The organism is Ignavibacteriota bacterium (assembly GCA_016708125.1).
GTDB lineage: Bacteria > Bacteroidota > Ignavibacteria > Ignavibacteriales > Melioribacteraceae.
The window spans coordinates 953,724-970,730 of the sequence record JADJGF010000001.1; the positions used below are offsets into that span (position 1 = coordinate 953,724).

Here is a 17,007-nt window from a genome sequence, read left to right on the forward strand (position 1 = left end):
TTTTTCTCCAAGAAATTTTACGAAAAAAAATCACCACAAAGAACACAGAGTTACACAAAGTTAAAAAAACAAGATCACATCTTTTTTTAAGATGGGATCTTTTCAGAATCTCTTAAAAGATGTCATCTTTTCAAAAGATGCCATCTTATTAAAATTTAGGATAAATCAGAAAGTAAAGTTTTTAATTTTATTAACGAATTTTCCCAATCACTTTTTTTAGTTAATTCTTTTTCAACAATTTCTTTGGGCGCACTATTAACAAATTTTTCATTTCCTAACTTTTTAGAAACTCCTATCAATGCACCTTCCAAACGCTGAATTTCTTTCTGCAATCTTTCTCGCTCAACATTTAAATCAATTATTCCTTCCAACGGAATATAAATTTCACAATTTTTAATTACGGAAGAAGCTATTGCTTTTGGTTTTTCAATGTTATTTCCGAATTTAATTTCATCAATTCTGCCAAGCGATTTTATATAGATTATTTGGTCATCTAATAAATTTTCGGTTTTCAATAATGCGGAAATTTTCTTCGATGGAGCAATATTCATTTCGCCGCGAATATTTCTAATACTTGTTATAATATTTTGAGTGAATTCCATTTTATCTTCAGCAACTGTTGAAATTTTAGAAGAATCAAATTTTGGAAATTCAGAAATAGAAATACTTTCTCCTTCTTTTCTTTCTGAAATTAAATTCCAAATTTCCTCAGAAATATAAGGCATAAATGGATGAATCATTTTCAACATTTCTTCAAATAATTTTATTGCTCTTGTTATTGCAGCAGATTTTATTTCTTCATTTTGCGAATAAAGTTTGTTTTTAATTAATTCAACGTACCAATCGCAGAAATCATTCCACACATAACTATATAAAATTTTTGATGCAGAATTAATTTCAAATTTATCTAAAGCTGTTTCATAATTTTTTATCGCATTTTGAAATTTCGAATCAATCCATTCATCAACAAAATCAACGTGTTTATCAATTAAATTTTCATCTAATTTAATTTGTTCTGAGCCTGCCTGCCGGTAGGCAAGGTTCATTAATAGAAATCTTCCGGCATTCCAAATTTTATTTGCAAAGTTTCTTCCAAGTTCAACTTTTTCTGTGCTGAATAAAACATCTTGTCCGAGTGGAGCAATATAATTTATTGTAAATCTCAAAGCGTCAGCGCCGTATTCAGAAATTACATCAAGCGGATCCGGCGAATTACCGAGCGATTTGCTCATTTTTCTTCCTTGCAAATCTCTAATTATACTTGTGAAATAAACATTTTTAAACGGAATATCATTCATAAATTTCATTCCGGCCATAATCATTCGCGCAACCCAAAAGAAAATAATATCCGGACCAGTAACTAATAAATCAGTTGGATAATAATATTTTTGTTCATCTTCGGAAGTGAAAACGTCTTGAGCCCAAAGCCAGCTTGATGCCCAAGTATCAAGAACATCTTCATCTTGATGCCAATTTTCCAAATCTTCCGGCGGATTTACATCGCAATAAATTTCTTTTGAGGATTTGTGATACCAAACCGGAATTCTATGTCCCCACCAAAGCTGGCGCGAAATACACCAATCGCGAATATTTTCCATCCAATGTTCATAAGTTTTTACCCAATGGCTTGGATGAAATTTAACTTTCTCATCTTTCACAACTTGCAATGCAGATTCTGCAAATGCATCCATTTTTAAAAACCATTGTTCGCTCAAATATGGCTCAATCGGCACTCCGCCTCTTTCCGAGTATCCAACATTATTTGTATAATCTTCAACTTTTTCTAAAAGTCCAAGTTTTTCAATTTCTGCAATTACTAATTTTCGTACAACAAATCTGTCTTTATTTCTAAATTCTTCCGGAACATTTTCATTTGTTGAAGCATCTTCATTAAAAATATTTATCATTTGCAGATTGTGTCTTTTTGCCATTTCATAATCATTAATATCGTGCGCGGGAGTTACTTTTACTGCGCCGGTTCCAAATTCCATATCTACATATTCATCACCGAAAATTGGAATTTCTCTATTTACAATTGGAAGCAAAACTTTTTTACCAATTAGATTTTTAAACCTTTCATCATTTGGATTTACCGCAATTCCAGTATCGCCAAGCATTGTTTCTGGTCGTGTTGTTGCAACAATTAAAAATTCATTTGAATCAACAATTGGATATTTGAAATACCAAAGATTTCCGTTGCTGCTTTTGTAAATTACTTCTTCATCTGAAATTGCAGATTTTGAAGCCGGACACCAATTTACCATTCGGTATCCGCGATAAATCAATCCTTCTCTGTAAAGTTTAACAAATGCTTCAATTACCTTTTTATAATAATGATTATCCATTGTAAAACGTTCTCGGCTCCAATCACAGCTTACACCAAGTTTGCGCAATTGTTTTGTGATTATTCCGCCGTATTTTTCTTTCCAAATGTAACAATGTTTAAGAAATTCATCGCGACCAATTTCTTCCTTATCAATTCCTTGATCTTTAAGATATTTTACAACTTTTGTTTCCGTTGCAATTGATGCGTGATCAGTTCCCGGAACCCAAAGTGCATTAAATCCTTTCATTCTTTTGTAACGAATGTAAACGTCTTGAATTGTGTTATTCAAAATGTGACCCATTGTTAATATTCCGGTAATATTTGGCGGCGGAATTACAATTGTATAAGGTATTTTATTATTATCTATTTGTGAAGAAAAAAGCGAATTTTCTTCCCAATATTTATACCATTTGTCTTCAACTTCATTTGGATTATAGGTTTTGGGATATTCTTTCATGTATTTCTGATTTTTTATGAATAAATAAAATTGAGGTGGAAATATAGTTATAATTCATATTACTTTTTTCATTTCGCTGATTTTATTAAAAATTGATCATTGTTAACAATTCTAAAAACAATTTGTCTCATATTGATAAAATATATTGATAATTTTTTGCGAATTCTCACTTTTGAGTCAAATGCAACAATTATTCCTTTAAAAAATACTTAACTACTTAAATAATGTACCGATAGTAAACTAAAATTTAGGAGTAATTTAATGAAAGCAAAAGCATTATCAAGTATTTCAGATTTTTACAAAGTAACTGAAATTTCAGAAATGAAATCAGAAACTTTTGAAGATGGACTTTTAAGAATAAATAAAATAAAATATAATTTGGGATTAGTTTATTTTGCAGCAGTTACAATTTTGTTAACATCTTTATTCGTTTAAGAAATTATGTGTTTAACAAAAGTGTTACTAAAAATCCGATAGGTAACAAAAAGGAAATGAGAGTTAAACTAAAGGTGTAATTTTTATTTAGATCAACAACAAGTTTATACCAAATATAAAATATAAATGATTCAAGAAGGCTTATACTCAAAAAATAATTCAAATCAAATTTCATCATATTATTTACCAAAAATGTAAGCAGCATAAATACAATCATCGTTAAATCAATACCCGTAAAAAATAATTTCTTCGTCATAAGAACTTTCCATCTAAACAAAATAATTATTGCAAGTAAAGCCGATAAAGCATAAAATGCAATATTTACAACCGTATAAATTACCTGCGTTGTTACTTGATCTCCGAATACAATTGGTAAACTTAGTTTTGAAATGATAAAAAATATTGCAAAGTTCAAAAAAACATTTATTTCTCCAATTGATGAAATTTTCTTTGATTGAAATAAAGCAATTACTAAAAGAATTATTGTCATCACAAAAAGAAAAATTAATTCTCTTTGTGTTAAAGTTGATTTTACGGAAAATAAAAACAGCGAAATTACCAGCATTAAAATTCCGGAAAGTAAAAGTAAAACTTTAATAAGTTTAAAGAGATTTTTAATAGGTAAATCATGTGCGTTTATTAAAATCTTGTTTATTGATTCTGCGATGTTAAACTTTTTTAGAATTGTTGGAAATGCTAAAAGTCCAATTGTAGCAATTAAGAAAACAATTGTTGCTTCCAATCTATAATCTTTCAAATATATTAGAGCTATAAAAATAAATCCGATTGAAAATATCTCAATTAAAAATACAGTTGCTTCATGACTTACAATTGTGTTTTTAATTATGTGATGCTGATGATTTGTATCGCCGGAAAACGGATCTTTTCTATTAAAAATTCTTATAAAAAATACTTTTATTGTATCAACTAAAGGAACGGCAAGTAAAATTAAAACAAATGTTAAATCCAAAACAGAATTATGATAACTTATAGAAATCAGCGAAGTTAAAAGTATTAAGAAAAACCCAAGTACAAGTGAACCTGTATCGCCTAAAAATATATGCGCCGGAAATGCGTTAAATCTTAAAAATCCTAACGTACTTCCTAACAAACTTACTAAAATTAGAATTAGTAAAACATCTTCTTTCCTAATTGCCAAAATTAAAAGAACAGTAAAAATTAAAAGAGAAAATCCGCTTGCTAAGCCATCTAATCCATCAAGAAAATTAATTGAGTTTATTGTTCCAATTATGAAAACGAGTAAAATTAAATAATCAAATGGTTGGGGAATAAAAATTCCGAATAATGAAACTTGTGTGTAATGTTTTTCTAAATAATAAATTAAAATTACGCCTGAAATGTTTTGAACAATAAATTTAATAAAGTTTTCTAAACCCATAACATCATCAACAATTCCGGAAAAAACTAAAATAGTTGATGCAATTAAAATTAATTTAATGGATTCAAAATCATCGACAAATGCATTTAGCATTACTAAAACCATAAAGAAGATAATTAGTCCACCCATACGCGGAATAACTTCCGTATGGATTTTCCGCCCGCCGGGAACATCAACAATTTTTGTTCTTCTTAAAAAATCTATTAAGAATGGAGTCAAAAATATTGTCGTTATCAAACTTGTAAAAAATACAAGCAAATAGGTCATATAAGTTTAAATTCTTAAGTTACTAATTGGTTTAATATTATAAAAATATGAAATGTTAATAATTAAACTATGATTTAATTCACGTAAACATCATTTAGTATAATATCAAAATTAGAAATTCCGTTTTCTGCTAATAACAATTGAGAATCAGCAATTTCGGAAAATTTAGTTTTGTTTGCTCTAACAACTAAAATTGTTTCATCAACATTTTGACCTACAAATGTTATTTCTTTAAGCGAACATAATGATGCAGAATCATAAATAACAAAATCGTACATATCTTTAACAAGATCCATAAAACTTTTCATCCTTTCTGAAGTAATTATTACTGATGGATTTTGAGGAAATTCTATACAAGTAATTATGTCTAAATTTTTTAAATGTGTATTTCTAATAATTTCATCCAATTCCTTTTTTCTAAACAAATAATGTGCTAAAGACGGAGTAGATTTAATTTTAAAGATTTTGCTTTGGTCAGGTTTTATTAAATCAGCATCAACTAACAAAACTCTATTGTTATTGTTTGCTAAAAATACAGCAATATTGGCAGCAACAATGCTTTTGCCTTCTTCTGCATTATTACTTGTAACTAAAATTGTTTTTAATGGTCTTTCAAGATTACCATATTTAAAATATGCCTGAATATTCGCCAAAGAATGCGCCAATTTTCCATGATGAAATTCTTCTTCATTTTGATTTACTAAATCTATAATTACCGGTTCTGTAGTTTCTAAATGATCAAACTGGGCAATAATTTTATATCCGGAATCTTCAATTTCTTGAGCAGAATTTACAATATCAATATCTTGAGTTTTACCTCTTAAAACAAAAATAATTGCCGCAATTAAACCAAAAAGTAATCCTAAAAATATATTTTTTGCAATATTTGGACTTACATAATCTTCTGGAACTTCAGCTTTTCTAATTGATTCAATTTCTGCGTAATACTTGCTTTCGGTCGATTTTAGATTTTCTATTTTATTTTTTATTTTAATATTAAGATTATTTGTAAAACGTTTTCCCCTTAATTTTCTTGCAGATTCAATCATTTCAAACGGAATTAAATTAAATTTTTCTTCAAGCGAAGTCATAATTTCAAATATTATTGATTGTACTTGTCCAATTGCGTTTAATTTAATTTCCTTTTCGTAAAATTTTGATGTAATTCTTTTTAAAAATTCTCCGTCCTTAATATTATTTTTTTCAATAATATCATCCAAAGTTGAGCTCAATAAAGAATTAAAGTTTGATTTATAATTCTCTAATTGTTTTGCATCATAATCTGATGGATCCCAAGGATATGAAAAATCAAATCCTCTTAATTTTTGTAAAACCGGATCAACATAATTTTGAATTTCAATTATTTCAATTTTTTGTTTCAAATCTAAAAATGAAGAATTATTAATATTTGTAACATCAGTAATAATTTGCGGAAATCTATTTTCAAGAACTTGACTGATTTTAGTTTTCTGCATTTGAAAATACTGATTTTCCAAATCTGCACCTTCTAACTCTGATTCAAATTCAGAAATCTGAGTTACGGTTAAATCGTCTGAAGCAGATAATGGATTTGAAGTAAGCTGCGAAGATTTTAATTCGTTTTGTAAAATTTTTTCTCTATCGGAAAGTGATTTAAGTAAAAACAGATAAGAACTTTTATCATTTAAAATACATTCTTCACTAAAACTTGTTGCAACGGCATTTGCAATTTGAGCAGATTTTTCGGCTTCATCACTAACTGAATTAATTTCAAATCCGGTAGATAAATTTTCTTCATCAACTTCTGTTGAATTTTTCAATTCATTTAGATTAATATTTATACCTTGAATTGTAAGTGAATTCTGTGCATTTTCATAAAGAATATCCGAATTAAGCAGTGAAATTTCATTGCTTAACGAACCCGGATTATTTAACAAATTATTGTTTACTGAATTGTACTTAAAAATTATTGTTGAGTTTGATTGATATTCTTTTGGCATAAAAAAAGAAACTAACGCAGCAAGAAAACCGCCTCCTAAAAAAAGTACTAAAATATTCCATTTCTTTTTTTGAAGTAAAGCTAATCGTCTTTTAAGATGAATGTTTGATGAAATTGTCTTTTGCAGCGAATTTAGTTCCATGAGCTTTCTTTTGAATTGTGAATTTTAAATTACGTTTCAAATAAATAGAAAAATATAATTGATTATTAAAATTAACAATTTAATATCAGTTTATGTAATATTTATCACATTTCCAAATTCTTAAAAAAGAGCAATTAAATTCGATTATTAAAAAAAAGAAAACATTTTTAAGTGAATATAGAAAATAAATCCAAAATTTTAAATTCTCCTAAATATGAAATTAATGATTTGAAAACTCAAATTGAAGATCTTCAATACGAAATAAAAGAGCAGAATAAAATCATTAATCTTTACGGAGATATTTTAAATTCTTCATCAATTTCTACATTAATTACAGATGAAACCGGAAAAATAATTTGGGTGAATAATGCTTTTTTGGAAACAACCGGATATTCATACAATGAAGTAATTAATAAAAATCCGCGAATCTTAAAATCGGGCGAACACAATTCAAAATATTATAAAAAAATGTGGTCCACAATTTCATCCGGAAATGTTTGGAAAGGTGAAATAATCAACAAGAAAAAAGATGGAACTGTTTATCATGAAAAATCTGTAATTACGCCTATTCTGAATAAAAACAATAAAATTACTCATTATGTTGCAACAAAATATGATATTACAATTCAGAAAAAAATTGATTTTGCGTTAAATGAATCATATATAAAATATGAAGAATTAGCTTATATTTTTAATCAAAGTCCGGCAATAGGATTTTTATGGTCTGCAAATGATGAAAGATCAGTAGAATTTGTCACCGAAAATATTAAACAATTCGGTTATACTCCTTCCGATTTTTATTCGCGTAATCTAACTTTTTCAGATATTATTTTTCCAACCGATAAAGAAACCGTAATAAATGAAATAAAAGAAATAATTAAAAACGGCAAGGAAAGATTAAAACAGCATTTTAGAATTTTAACAAAAACCGGTGAAGTTAGATGGGTTGATTCTTTTAGTTATGTTAGATTGGAAGACCAAAATTCTGTTACACATTTGCAAGGTGTAATTTTAGATGTTACTGAAAAAAAATTAGCTGAAGAAGAATCCAAACTTCAGCTTGAGCAATTAATGCAAGCAGATAAAATGATTGCGCTCGGAACTTTAGTTTCCGGAGTTGCTCACGAAATTAATAATCCTAATAATTTTGTTTTATTAAACATTCCATTGATTGAAAAAATTTGGACGAACACACTTCCAATTCTTGAAAAATACTTTGAAGAAAACGGAGATTTTTATTTGGGTGATAATTTAACTTATTCAAAAGTTAAAAATAGTATGCCGCTTTTACTTTCCGGAATTCATGACGGCTCGCAAAGAATTAAAAGTATTGTGGAAGATTTAAAAAGTTTCGTACGAAAAGATATTTCCAAATTTGACCAAGATGTTGAGTTAAACAATGTTATAAAAACCGCATCCGGTTTAACCGCAAATTTAATTTCCAAATCAACAGATTCATTCAAAATTAATTTTTCTGATGAACCAATTTTTGTAAAAGGCAGCAAACAAAAATTAGAGCAAGTTATGATAAATTTAATTGAAAATAGCTGTCAATCGCTTACCGATAGAAAACAATCAGTTTCAATAAATATCAAAAAAGATTCAAAATATGCGATAATAAAAATTGAAGATGAAGGAAAAGGAATTGAGCCGGCAATTATCCAAAAAATTACCGATCCTTTTTATACAACGAAAAGAAACGGCGGCGGAACCGGTTTGGGTTTATCAATTACATCAAAAATAATTGTGCAGCATAATGGCTCGTTAGAATTTAATTCAGAACCAAATAAAGGAACTATTGCAGTTGTAAAAATTCCTTTAATAGAAAATAAAAATTAATTATGGCAAATTTCAAAAATCCACAAAAACCTTTAATAATTGTTGATGATGAAGTTCATTTGCTTCACTCGTTTGATTTAACATTAAGCGAAGCTGGAATTAATAATTCCGTATTATTCAGCGACGGCAGAGTTGTTGAGGAATTTGTTAATAACAATCAGATTTCCTTAGTTCTATTGGATTTAACAATGCCTTATATTCGCGGCGAAGAATTAATTGAAAAAATTGCTCCAAACTTTCCGGAAATTCCAATTATTGTTGTTACCGGTGATACGGAAATTGAAACCGCAATTAAATGTATGAAACTTGGCGCATTTGATTATATCGTAAAACCGGTTGAAAATACTAAGCTAATAAATGTTGTAAATAATGCTTTAAATATTAAAAAACTTCGTGAAGAAAATCTTTCGCTAAAAAGCAAAATTATTGCAAACACTTTAGAAAATCCCGAAGCATTTGAAGAGATTAAAACAAATAATATAAAAATGAAATCCATGTTTAATTACATGGAAGCAATTGCAATAACATCGGAACCAATTTTAATTACCGGCGAAACCGGCGTTGGAAAAGAATTAATTGCAAAAGCTTTACACAAATTAAGCGGAAGATCCGGAAATTTTGTAACGACAAATATTGCCGGTTTGGATGATCAAATGTTTTCCGATACTTTGTTCGGACATAAACGCGGCGCATTTACAAACGCAAACGAAGATAGAAAAGGTCAAATTGAAAAAGCTTCCGGCGGAACAATTTTCTTAGATGAAATCGGCGATTTGAGTTTTCAATCACAAGTAAAATTATTACGACTTTTACAAGAAAAAGAATTTTATCCTCTTGGTTCTGATAATCCAAAATTTACAGATGCGTTAATAATTCTTGCAACAAATAAAAATTTAGTTGCAATGGTTAATGATGGAACATTTAGAAAAGATTTATTCTACAGATTAAATGTTCATCATATAACTCCAATTCCTTTAAGAGAAAGATTAGAAGATCTTCCGGCATTGGTTGATCATTTTTTAGAATCTGCATCAATTAGTTTTAACAAAAGAAAACCAACGGTTCCACAAGAATTATATACTTTACTTTCTACATATAATTTTCCGGGAAATATTAGAGAATTAAAATCAATGGTTTTTGATGCTGTAAGCCGACACAAATCAAAAATTATGTCTTTAAGTTCGTTTAAAGAACTAATTTCTCCCGGAAACGATTTTGTAATTTCTGACGTTGTAAATAATATAAATTCAAAAGTAACTTTTGGTGATAAACTTCCAACCTTAAAAGAAGTGCAAAATATGTTAGTTCAAGAAGCTTTATCAAGAACCAAAAATAATCAAAGTATTGCCGCTAAATTGCTTGGTGTTACAAGACAAGCACTAAACCGACGCGTAATTCAAGAAAAAGACTCTCAAGAAAATATTTAGTTTTAGCAAAAAAAACTGTGTATCAAAATAAGAAATATTAGTAATTTGTATTGCAAAATTTAATTTTATTATACTAATTGTAAAATATATTTCTCATAATTATACAGTTAGAAATTTTAAGGATTTTTAATGATCAAAATATTTTGTCAATTTTTATTTACTATTTTGTTTAGCACAATAATTTTAGCACAAAGTGAGTTTGGCACTTATAATCCTTATTCAAATAAAATAACTTTAAGTTTGGGAACCGGACTTACAAAAGGTGAAACAGATTATCCGCAATCAGATTTTGGATATTTGGGAAAAGGCGAAATTGCCTACTTTTTAGATTCACGATCAGCTCTTTCATTCGGATTACATATTTCCGGTGGAATTTCCGTTGTTAACGGAAATGGAATTAAAACTTACGCTCCTTCAGATTTTGAAAGCGCTTTAATTTCTTTAGGTTTTGGAGCATCATTAAATTATAGTTTAACCCGAAACTTTGTTCCTTTTGCTGCTCTGGAAATTCAAACAATGTGGATAAACACAGATCAATATTCAAATCCGCAAAATCCGGATATTAAGTTAATTACAAATCGCTCTACAATAAATTTTCTGACCGAAGTTGGTTTTAGATATGTTGTTTCGGAATTAATTTCGCTTAACGCAAGTGTAGGTTTAAATTTTGTAAATGCCGATCACGTTGATGGTTTACACATAAATAAAACCAATAACGATTATTTTTCGACATTTAATTTTGGAATTTCTTACGCAATTGATTTATCTGAAACAAACGATAAAGACAATGATGGAATAATTGACAGTGATGATAATTGTCCTTATCAAGCAGAAGATTTTGATGGTTATGCTGATAACGATGGTTGTCCGGAATTTGATAATGACAGCGATGGATTAATTGATTCAAAAGATAGCTGCACAAACGAACCGGAAGATTTTGATGGTTTTGAAGATAAAGATGGTTGTCCGGATTTAGATAATGATAACGACGGAATTTTAGATATAAATGATAAATGTGCAGATAGTAAAGAAGATTTTGATGGTTTTGAAGATGAAGATGGTTGTCCGGATTTGGATAATGATAACGATGGAATTTTAGATGTTTTAGATAAATGTCCGCAAACTCCCGAAACATATAACAGTTTTGAAGATAATGACGGCTGTCCGGATTCATTACCGAAAGTTAAAATAATTGAAGAACCGAAAGAAGAAAAACCAAAACAAGAAACAGAACAAAAAGTCGAAATTCCGCAAGTTGGAAATAAATCACTAATTCCAAGTGAATTTATTCTTGATGGAAAAAGTACATTTGTTAATGGTTCATCGAATATTAAAAACAGCGCATATAGCGCACTTAATCAAATTGCCGAACAAATAAAGAGCAATCCAAGTTTAAAATGGAGAGTTGAAGGACACATGGATAATTCGGGAACTCCATTTGAAGTTAAAGCTTTATCCACAGCCAGAGCAAATGCAGTTTTAGATTATTTAGTTTCAAAAGGAATTTCACAAAATTCCCTTGAATCTGTCGGCTTAGGCGATCAATTCCCTATTTCATCAAATTCAACCGCTTTCGGAAGAGAAAAAAACCGCCGAGTTGTAATTAAGAGGATGAGATAGTTTTTCAAAAACACACATTTTATTAACCAACTTTATAAATATGCCATCTTTTAAAAAGACGGCATCTTTTTAGTTAAACTTTTATTTTGTTAAAATCATTTTCTTGCTTGAGAAAAAGTTATTTACTTTCATCGTGTAAATGTATATTCCGCTTGCAAGATTAGAGCCGTCAAATTTTACTTCATAACTTCCCGGTGTTTTTAATTCATTTACTAATTCTTTTACTTTTCTGCCTAATGCATCATATATTGTAATATTAACATTTCCTATTTCTTTTATTGTATAATTTATTGTTGATGTTGGATTAAATGGATTTGGATATGATTTTATTGAATTTTCTAAAATTGTATTTTCCGTTGTTGTTTCAGCATAGTATGGATTATCCTTTGCTAATAATTCGCCATATAAAGCATAATAATCATCTGGGCTCAATGTCCCTTCTAATGAATAATAAGATTTTACATCATATAGTACCACATGATTTTTATCATTTATGTTGCTAATCCCTATTTCATTATCGGTATAGGTATATGTTGATGCACTTGTGCGATTTATTGTTGCAATTTTACTTGGTGTTCCAGAAGCAGTAATTTTTCTCCATATTTCATATTTTGAAACATAACTATTGGGATGCTGATTCCACATTACTTTTACCGGTGTACCTATCGGATCGGATGTATTAAAATGTAAATTTCTTTGTGAATTTACTGGTCTGCCAACATAATAGGCAATATAAGAATTGTGTGAATTCGGATAAATAGTTCTTCCCGCATTCGTATTCCCATCAACACTCCAATGATCAAACAAATAACCAATATAATTTTGTACTAAATAATTTGTTGCTGTTACACTAATTGCGTTTTGCTCTACAACTCCAAAATTAGAGGTTGGCGAATTGTAGTTTGTACCATTTACCTTTATTGTGCTGGTATAACTTATTCCAACAAAACTATTTGCAAAGTTAATATTGCATATTTTACGCAAACCGGCTTCCAATGTTGTATTATTATCTGATGAAATTACAGAATATGTTGAAACTCTATTAGAAGAAAATGGACTTCTTGTGCTTTGATATGGAATTCTACCCCAATCACTATTATTTGTACCTGAAGTATTCCAAATATAATTATAACTGTTATAATATTGTTCAATAGCTTCAAGTCCAATATTATCACCTCCTTTAACTAATTTATAAAAACCAGATGTTTGAGAAGCCCCATCAACTTTTACACTTCCACTGCCAAAATTGTTTTTTGCAAAGACTTTAAAGTTTATTGTAACATTTTTCGTTTTAGTATCGGCGTAGTACCATTGTGAATGAGCCCAGTCCCAAGCTAACCATTCAAAAGTAATTGTATGATTTCCTTGGCTTAGTGTTATATCAACATAAGCTGGATTATTTGCACCGCTACCATCGGGGTTTGATGGAATTCTGTTTCCGCCATCAATTTTATAATGTAAACTAGAAGTCCAAGGTGTACCACCTGGTGAATATGAAATATTAAATCTAACAGTTTTAGTATTTGTTCCAGGATCCATAGTGGCTGAGGTTGGACCACTAACTGTTATACTAGCACCAAGTAAGTTAATAGAACTTAAAAAAATAATTAAACCACTCAAAAATATTTTTAAAGGCTTCATTTTTTCTCCATTTTTAATTTTACACCCAATTATTATATTACTAGTGCAAATAAAAAAGCTATTTGCTTACTTTAAGATGGGAAGTCTTAATAATTTATTTGCACTAGAAGAGACGGTGTGGCTGCACCGTCTCTAAATTATATTTAAAAAATATTCACCCAAACCTCCTATTTTGTCTCTAATTTTCCATGTATAATTATATCCTGTTTTATCCCCGGTCTGAAACAGACAAAAAATACTTCGTTTTCGAATATTATAGAGGAACTAAACCATAAATCCGTTTCAAATAGAATTTCTATATAACTACCATTATAATGACCTATCCCTACTCCAAAGGTTGCTGTAAAAAAATCTTTTTCGTTTCTACCTAAAATTGGTCCCGCAAATCCTTCTATATCTGAAAAATCCTCCCAAACAAATAAGCTACCATTTTTATACTTTAATATTTTTTTACCCACCATAAAATATGCTGTGTTTTCCATACCAAATACCTTTGTTTCTTCATTACTTTCATATATATCAGTTATTTTATTATTTGCAAATTTGTAAATATTTTGGTGACCATTTGAAGGATTGTAACTACTTATAAAAAAACATTTTTCATTAGAATCATAAGTCATAGATGAAAAAATGGTATTTATTTCTCCAAAATCCACATATTCCCAATCATTATTTGTAATATTATTTTTTAGCAAAATAGCCTTGCTTTTACTTCTTTTGGGACTTTCGAGATAAGCACCAAAGGAATAAAATTCTGAAATACTGTTTCCAGAAAATCCATTTAAAGCTAGTTGCTCACCTTCTATTGCATAATTTCCCAAGAGTTCCCAGTTTGAACCATTGTATTTTATTATTTTTCCAAGTCCAGTACATATCCAAATATTCTTAGAATCAAAACCATAAATTGACCACGCATCTAGTAGTGAAAATTCAATATCAATATTTTCCCATTTTATTCCATTGAAATGAAACAATCTATATTGATTTGAAGAACTTCTGCCAGCCGTCATCCAGATATTATTTGGATCTGTTCCCCAAATACCATATGCAGAAGTAAATTCTCCATATGGAACTTTTAAAGTATCAATTTCCCACACATAATCCCTTCTTCCTGGTTCTATTTTAGGTTCTGTTGGTCCGTCATCGCAAGAGTTTACGTAAAAAATACTAATTGCAAATAATGTTATTAATGTAAATGTCATAAATCTTACTTTTGTGGATTTCATAAATTTTTCTTTTAAGTTTTTAATAAAGTATTTAAATTCAAACTTTTTTAAATGCGACATCAATATATGAAAAAAAAAAAATACATTTCAAGTTAAATAATTGTAAAATCATTTAAGTAATTGTAAATATTTAATAATTTGATATTGTTAAAGAATGATAAAGATGCAGTCTTTTAAAAGATGCCATCTTTTTTTTGTCATTTTTTTGCAGTATTTGAACGATAGGTGACATCAAACATATCTAAAAATCTACAAAAATTTCTAAATGCAAATAATTTGCAATTAGAAATATTTTAACTACTTTTACTTATGGAAAATTTAATTTCAATTTTAAAAGAAAACGGCGCTAAACTTACTTCCCCAAGAAAAATAATTCTTGAAAAATTAAGCAAAACTGATCGCCCGTTAACTTTAAGGGAAATTTACGAAGAATGCAGTACAATAGATTTTGCAAGTGTTTTTAGAACTCTAAAATTATTCTGTGAAATTGGAATTGTAGAAGAAATAAATTTTGCTGATAATAAAACTCGATTTGAATTAAAAAACAAAAAACATCATCATCACGTAATTTGTTCTGAGTGCGGTGAAATTAAAGAATTGCCGCTTTGTTTACTTACGGAAATTGAAAAAATCACAGATTATAAAATCATAAAACACAGTTTTGAATTCTTGGGGATTTGTCCAAAATGCAAAAATTAAAATTACTTATATATTTTATTATGATAATTTCTGCAATAAATTGTTCTGAAAAAAAATCACAATTGCCGGAAGAAATAAAAATTGCAGTTACGCTTCCGCCGTTTGCAGATTTTGTAAAAAATATTGTTGCAGATCGTGCTGAAATAATTATTCTTGTTCCGCCGGGAACAAATGCACATTCGTATGAACCAACTCCGGGCAATATAAAAAATCTTCTGAATTCAAATATTTATTTTAGAGTTGGAAAGTCTTTCAAGTTGGAAGAAATAATTTTCAGTAAAGTTAAAATTGATACTTCAATTACTCAAACAATTGATTGCAGCAAAGGAATTGAAATTATAAATAACGATCCGCATTATTGGCTTTCACCAAAATTGGTAAAATCAATTACTGAAACAATGTTAGAAGTTTTGGTTGAAAAATATCCTCATCACAAAAATTTCTTCACAAATAATACAAATAGATTTTTGCATAAATTAGATTCAATTGATGCAAATATTTCTACAATGCTTTCGAATAAAAAAGAAAGATCATTTTTGGTTTATCATCCGGCGTGGACATATTTAGCACAACATTATAATCTTCAACAATTTGCAGTTGAGCAAGATGGCAAATCACCAAAAGCTGATGAACTAAAGGAATTTATTGATCTTGCAGTTGAAAAAAATGCAAATACAATTTTCTTTGATCCGCATTTTGATAATGCTTCTGTTACAACAATTGCAAATTCCTTAAATATTAAAATTGAATCACTTGATCCTCTTCCGGTAAATTATTTAGAAAATTTATCTCAAATCGGTAAAAAATTTGAAATGAGTTTAAAATGAGTTTAGCAATTGAATTACAAAACGTAACAGCCGGTTACAAGCAAAATTTACCAATAATTGTTGATGTAAATTTACAAGTTGAAGAAAAAGAATTCCTCGGAATTATTGGTCCAAACGGCGGCGGGAAAACAACTCTTTTAAAAGTTATACTTGGATTGATCAATCCCACAAAGGGCAAAGTGTTGGTTGATGGAAAATTAAATAATTCGGATTACCAAATTGGTTACGTTCCGCAATATTCTAACTTTGATAAAACTTATCCAATTTCCGTAAAAGATGTAGTTTCAATGGGAATTAAGAAAAGTGATAATTTTCAACTTGTTGAATCTGCGTTAACAAAAGTAAATTTGCTAAATAAAATAAATGTTCAAATCGGACATCTTTCCGGCGGCGAACAGCAGCGTGTTTTAATTGCGCGAGCTTTAGCTACAAATCCAAAAATACTTCTGCTTGATGAACCAACCGCAAGCATTGATACACAAACCGGAAATAATATTTACGAATTGCTTACAGAACTTAATAAGGAAAAAACAATAATTTTAGTTTCGCATGATATTGGAGCAATTTCCCGCGCAGTAAAGAAAATTGCATGTATGAATAAAAAATTGGTTTATCATAATTCTAAAGAAGTTACAAAAGAAATGCTGGAAGAAACTTATCAATGTCCGGTAGATTTAATTGCACACGGAGTTCCGCACAGAGTTTTTGATCATCACCATTAAAG

At 28.9% G+C, this 17,007-nt stretch carries 12 protein-coding genes; 7 read left to right on the forward strand and 5 right to left on the reverse strand.

Features of this window, described 5'->3' with window-relative positions; translation table 11 throughout:
• Positions 1-155: 155 nt before the first annotated feature.
• Complete coding sequence (locus tag IPH62_04555; protein MBK7104533.1) at positions 156-2,783, reverse strand: valine--tRNA ligase; 2,628 nt, start codon at positions 2,781-2,783, stop codon at positions 156-158.
• Positions 2,784-3,044: 261 nt separating this feature from the next.
• On the opposite strand from IPH62_04555, the gene IPH62_04560 reads away from it, so the two are divergent.
• Positions 3,045-3,218: a hypothetical protein gene (locus IPH62_04560; protein ID MBK7104534.1), complete on the forward strand. Its 174-nt coding sequence runs from the start codon at positions 3,045-3,047 to the stop codon at positions 3,216-3,218.
• 4 nt (positions 3,219-3,222) lie between these two features.
• Here IPH62_04560 and IPH62_04565 read toward each other — a convergent pair whose 3' ends face one another.
• Together IPH62_04565 and IPH62_04570 are read right to left on the reverse strand one after the other, a co-directional pair.
• A complete protein-coding gene (locus tag IPH62_04565; GenBank protein MBK7104535.1) occupies positions 3,223-4,884 on the reverse strand; it encodes an undecaprenyl/decaprenyl-phosphate alpha-N-acetylglucosaminyl 1-phosphate transferase in 1,662 nt (553 codons plus the stop codon).
• A gap of 74 nt (positions 4,885-4,958) precedes the next feature.
• Positions 4,959-7,004 carry a polysaccharide biosynthesis tyrosine autokinase gene (locus IPH62_04570; protein ID MBK7104536.1) on the reverse strand — a complete coding sequence of 682 codons (2,046 nt, stop codon included), beginning with the start codon at positions 7,002-7,004 and terminating at the stop codon, positions 4,959-4,961.
• Between the two features lie 171 nt (positions 7,005-7,175).
• On the opposite strand from IPH62_04570, the gene IPH62_04575 reads away from it, so the two are divergent.
• The 3 genes from IPH62_04575 to IPH62_04585 all read left to right on the forward strand — a co-directional run bounded on the left by IPH62_04575 (position 7,176) and on the right by IPH62_04585 (position 11,890).
• Positions 7,176-8,843, forward strand: coding sequence for a PAS domain S-box protein (locus IPH62_04575; GenBank protein ID MBK7104537.1), 1,668 nt, complete (start codon positions 7,176-7,178; stop codon positions 8,841-8,843).
• A gap of 2 nt (positions 8,844-8,845) precedes the next feature.
• On the forward strand, positions 8,846-10,270 hold the full coding sequence (locus IPH62_04580; protein ID MBK7104538.1) for a sigma-54-dependent Fis family transcriptional regulator: 1,425 nt from the start codon (positions 8,846-8,848) through the stop codon (positions 10,268-10,270).
• 129 nt (positions 10,271-10,399) lie between these two features.
• The gene (locus IPH62_04585) at positions 10,400-11,890 is read left to right on the forward strand and encodes an OmpA family protein (GenBank protein ID MBK7104539.1); all 1,491 of its coding nucleotides are present in this window, start codon (positions 10,400-10,402) and stop codon (positions 11,888-11,890) included.
• Between the two features lie 81 nt (positions 11,891-11,971).
• Here the strand turns inward: IPH62_04585 and IPH62_04590 are convergent, their stop codons facing one another.
• Together IPH62_04590 and IPH62_04595 are read right to left on the reverse strand one after the other, a co-directional pair.
• Positions 11,972-13,531 (reverse strand): T9SS type A sorting domain-containing protein, encoded by a 1,560-nt coding sequence (locus tag IPH62_04590; GenBank protein MBK7104540.1) that lies wholly within the window; start codon positions 13,529-13,531, stop codon positions 11,972-11,974.
• A gap of 167 nt (positions 13,532-13,698) precedes the next feature.
• Positions 13,699-14,757 carry a hypothetical protein gene (locus tag IPH62_04595; GenBank protein ID MBK7104541.1) on the reverse strand — a complete coding sequence of 353 codons (1,059 nt, stop codon included), beginning with the start codon at positions 14,755-14,757 and terminating at the stop codon, positions 13,699-13,701.
• 309 nt (positions 14,758-15,066) lie between these two features.
• On the opposite strand from IPH62_04595, the gene IPH62_04600 reads away from it, so the two are divergent.
• The 3 genes from IPH62_04600 to IPH62_04610 are packed head-to-tail and all read left to right on the forward strand — an operon-like array spanning position 15,067 to position 17,005.
• Positions 15,067-15,456 carry a transcriptional repressor gene (locus IPH62_04600; protein ID MBK7104542.1) on the forward strand — a complete coding sequence of 130 codons (390 nt, stop codon included), beginning with the start codon at positions 15,067-15,069 and terminating at the stop codon, positions 15,454-15,456.
• Positions 15,444-16,283, forward strand: coding sequence for a zinc ABC transporter substrate-binding protein (locus IPH62_04605; protein MBK7104543.1), 840 nt, complete (start codon positions 15,444-15,446; stop codon positions 16,281-16,283). The genes IPH62_04600 and IPH62_04605 overlap by 13 nt, the downstream gene beginning before the upstream one ends.
• Complete coding sequence (locus IPH62_04610; protein ID MBK7104544.1) at positions 16,280-17,005, forward strand: ABC transporter ATP-binding protein; 726 nt, start codon at positions 16,280-16,282, stop codon at positions 17,003-17,005. The genes IPH62_04605 and IPH62_04610 overlap by 4 nt, the downstream gene beginning before the upstream one ends.
• Positions 17,006-17,007: the final 2 nt, after the last annotated feature.

Bases quoted from the DNA above. Each gene is read 5' to 3' on its own strand.
- IPH62_04595 (MBK7104541.1), bottom strand. From the start codon at position 14,757: ATGAAATCCACAAAAGTAAGATTTATGACATTTACATTAATAACATTA.
- IPH62_04560 (MBK7104534.1), top strand. From the start codon at position 3,045: ATGAAAGCAAAAGCATTATCAAGTATTTCAGATTTTTACAAAGTAACT.
- IPH62_04590 (MBK7104540.1), bottom strand. From the start codon at position 13,531: ATGAAGCCTTTAAAAATATTTTTGAGTGGTTTAATTATTTTTTTAAGT.
- IPH62_04580 (MBK7104538.1), top strand. From the start codon at position 8,846: ATGGCAAATTTCAAAAATCCACAAAAACCTTTAATAATTGTTGATGAT.
- IPH62_04570 (MBK7104536.1), bottom strand. From the start codon at position 7,004: ATGGAACTAAATTCGCTGCAAAAGACAATTTCATCAAACATTCATCTT.
- IPH62_04565 (MBK7104535.1), bottom strand. From the start codon at position 4,884: ATGACCTATTTGCTTGTATTTTTTACAAGTTTGATAACGACAATATTT.
- IPH62_04555 (MBK7104533.1), bottom strand. From the start codon at position 2,783: ATGAAAGAATATCCCAAAACCTATAATCCAAATGAAGTTGAAGACAAA.
- IPH62_04585 (MBK7104539.1), top strand. From the start codon at position 10,400: ATGATCAAAATATTTTGTCAATTTTTATTTACTATTTTGTTTAGCACA.
- IPH62_04610 (MBK7104544.1), top strand. From the start codon at position 16,280: ATGAGTTTAGCAATTGAATTACAAAACGTAACAGCCGGTTACAAGCAA.
- IPH62_04605 (MBK7104543.1), top strand. From the start codon at position 15,444: ATGCAAAAATTAAAATTACTTATATATTTTATTATGATAATTTCTGCA.
- IPH62_04600 (MBK7104542.1), top strand. From the start codon at position 15,067: ATGGAAAATTTAATTTCAATTTTAAAAGAAAACGGCGCTAAACTTACT.